The sequence below is a fragment of the Romboutsia sp. genome (genome assembly GCF_056995035.1).
Genome location: NZ_JBXKIW010000080.1, coordinates 1 through 3,188, shown reverse-complemented (window position 1 = coordinate 3,188; position 3,188 = coordinate 1). Strand labels below are relative to the sequence as shown.

Annotated in this window: 2 protein-coding genes, 1 tRNA gene, 1 rRNA gene and 1 other annotated feature; all 4 genes read left to right on the top strand. The window is 29.1% G+C overall.

Annotated elements, in window-relative coordinates; genetic code table 11:
- Window positions 1–114 (top strand): 5S ribosomal RNA (gene rrf / locus AC11VW_RS12875); the annotation flags it as partial.
- Window positions 115–519: 405 nt separating this feature from the next.
- Window positions 520–735, top strand: a binding site (T-box leader).
- A 300-nt stretch (window positions 736–1,035) separates the two neighbouring features.
- On the top strand, window positions 1,036–2,319 hold the full coding sequence (serS, locus tag AC11VW_RS12870; protein ID WP_484301828.1) for a serine--tRNA ligase: 1,284 nt from the start codon (window positions 1,036–1,038) through the stop codon (window positions 2,317–2,319).
- 221 nt (window positions 2,320–2,540) lie between these two features.
- Window positions 2,541–2,993: a nucleoside deaminase gene (locus AC11VW_RS12865; RefSeq protein WP_484301827.1), complete on the top strand. Its 453-nt coding sequence runs from the start codon at window positions 2,541–2,543 to the stop codon at window positions 2,991–2,993.
- A 3-nt stretch (window positions 2,994–2,996) separates the two neighbouring features.
- Window positions 2,997–3,088, top strand: a tRNA-Ser gene (locus tag AC11VW_RS12860).
- Window positions 3,089–3,188: the final 100 nt, after the last annotated feature.

The window sequence follows — 3,188 nt, the reverse complement described above, 5'->3', positions numbered from 1 at the left end:
GGTTATAATAGCAAAGAGGATACACCTGTTCCCATTCCGAACACAGAAGTTAAGCTCTTTAGCGCTGATGGTACTTGGTGGGCAACTGCCTGGGAGAGTAAGACGTAGCCACGTAATCTTTTTTTGTTATGTAAATTAGTTTAATAACTTCCGAAGGGGAGTTATTTGTATATAATTAGCAAATTTTGTCGTTAAATATATACACTTACATAAAAAAAGAGTATTATATTGCCTTAAATAAATAATAGTCTCAAAATTATTAGAAATAATAACGGTAAAAATAGTTAGAATACATTAAACATATACTGAAAATTATTGGAAAAATATTTTATATAATTAAAAAAATATCAGAAAAAAATAAAATAGTTGTATCATTTTTCCCAAATATAGTATATTATAATAATAACTCGAGAATGATAAGCAATAGAGTTATAAAATAAAATAAATAAAAATTTTTGAATAATACTATTGAAACTTGTTAATATATATAATATAATGAGTTCAAATAAAATAATTAGTTGAAAAGCTTTGAAGGAAAATAGTAGAGAGCAAGTTTGTATTAAGAGAGTGAGTGGTTGGTGAGAACTCATTGCAATGGTTTTTGAATCTATTCCGGAGCTTCTAATCGGAAATAATAGTAAGATTAGACGTAAACCTACGTTACAGGACTGAGAGGATTATATTTTAATATAATCAATTAGGGTGGCAACGCGGATAAAGACTTTCGTCCCTTTTATAAGGGATACGAGGGTCTTTTTTTAATACAATCAACTATTATTGTATAAATAAACATCAATAAATAAGCTAAATTTATAATACATGTATTGAAAAACGTTATTAATAACAAAAATACTTATAAAAAGTAAGCGCAAACTTTTTATAAAAAGATATATTGTTACAAAATCAGAGATTTTACATTAAAAGTCAAGAAGTAGGTTTATTAGTGCTAATAAGCGAATTTTAATACCAAAAACTACAAATGGTAATTATACTAAAATTAAATTATTAATATAAAAAAATAGGAGGAACATAAAAATGTTAGATGTTAGAAGAATAAGAGAAAATTTAGAAGATATTAAGAAAGCTATGGATAGAAGAGGGGAAAAAGAATTCGATCTTGACGTTGTATTAGAATTAGACGATCAAAGAAGAGAATTACTTAAAGAAGTTGAGGTAATGAAAAATGAATTGAATATTGAATCTAAAAAAATACCTCAACTTATAAAAGAAGGTAAAGATGCAGAAGAAGCAAAAGTACAATTAAAAGAGTTATCAGATAAAATAAAAGTAATAGATGAAAAAATTAGAGCTGTAGAAGCAGACATGGAATATAGATTAATGAGAATACCAAATGTTCCTCATCCAGATGTTCCACAAGGAACAACAGATGAAGATAACGTTGAAATAAGAACTTGGGGAGAAACTACAAAATTTAATTTTGAAGAAAAAGCTCACTGGGATATAGGAACTGGGTTAGGAATATTAGACTTTGAAACAGCTAGTAAGATAACTGGTTCAAGATTTACTTTATACAAAGGATTAGGTGCTAGATTAGAAAGATCTTTAATAAACTTCTTCTTAAATACTCATACAGATGAGCATGGATATACAGAAGTTTTACCTCCTTTCATGGCCAATAGAAACAGTTTTGTAGGAACTGGACAATTACCTAAATTTGAAGAAGATATGTTCAAGTTAGAAGGATTAGATTACTTCTTAGTACCAACTGCAGAAGTACCAGTAACTAATATACACAGAGATGAAATATTATCAATGGAGCAATTACCAGTAAAATACTGTGCATACACTCCATGTTTCAGATCAGAAGCAGGATCTGCTGGTAGAGATACTAGAGGTTTAGTAAGACAACATCAATTCAATAAGGTTGAATTAGTTAAGTTTGTTGCTCCAGAAGAATCTTATAATGAATTAGAAAAATTAACTAATGATGCAGAAAAAATGTTACAAATGTTAGGATTACCATACAGAGTTGTTAGAATATGTACAGGAGATTTAGGATTTACTGCAGCATTTAAATATGACTTAGAAGTATGGATGCCAAGTTACAACAGATATGTTGAAATATCTTCTTGTTCAAACTTTGAAGATTTCCAAGCTAGAAGAGCAGGTTTAAAATTCAAGAGAGATAAAAAATCTAAAGCTGAATATGTTCATACATTAAATGGTTCAGGATTAGCAGTAGGAAGAAGTTTAGCTGCTATATTAGAAAATTACCAACAAGCTGATGGATCTGTAATAGTTCCAGAAGTATTAAGACCATATATGGGTGTAGACGTTATAAAAAAGAATGAATTATAAGAAATAAAGTAATATAAATATAAGAGGGAGCTTGTATAAGCTCCCTCTTATATTTTAAAAATAGGTATAATTAATTAGATTTAGTTTCAATGGAGTATGTAGAATAGATAATATATATAATGAAAATAATCTAAAGATGATATAGAAATATTGCAAAAATTAAGTTGAATTATAAAATAAAATATGATAAGATAGAAGTGTTATAAGTTCTAGGAGGCAATATGGAAAAATCATTCTATATGAAAGAAGCATTAAAAGAAGCATATAAAGCATATAATAAAAAAGAAACACCTATTGGAGCGATTGTAGTTAAAAATGGAGAAATTGTAGGAAGAGGTCACAATCTAACAGAAACTTTAAATGATTGTACTGCACATGCAGAAATTTTAGCTATAAGAGAAGCCACAGAAAACTTAGGTGGATGGAGACTTATTGACTGTGATTTATATGTAACTATGGAACCATGCATTATGTGTAGTGGAGCAATAGTTAATTCTAGAATAAAGAATCTTATAATAGGAACTAAGCATATAAAGAATTCATATACAGAAAAACAGCATGAATTTAAAATAGATTATTATGAAGATAGTAACGTTGAGGTTTCTTTTGGAGTTCTAAAAGAAGACTGTTGTAATATATTACAAGAATTTTTTAAAACTTTAAGGAAAAGATAATAAGGAGAGTTGGTCGAGTCGGTCGAAGGCGCTCGCCTGGAAAGTGAGTATATGCCAAAAGCGTATCGTGGGTTCGAATCCCACACTCTCTGCCAAAGAACATTTAAATATGGTTGTAATTTTGCTGTACTAGATGGGGAGGTAGCGGTGCCCTGTAACCTGCAATCCGCTATAGCAGGATTGAATTCCATCTAG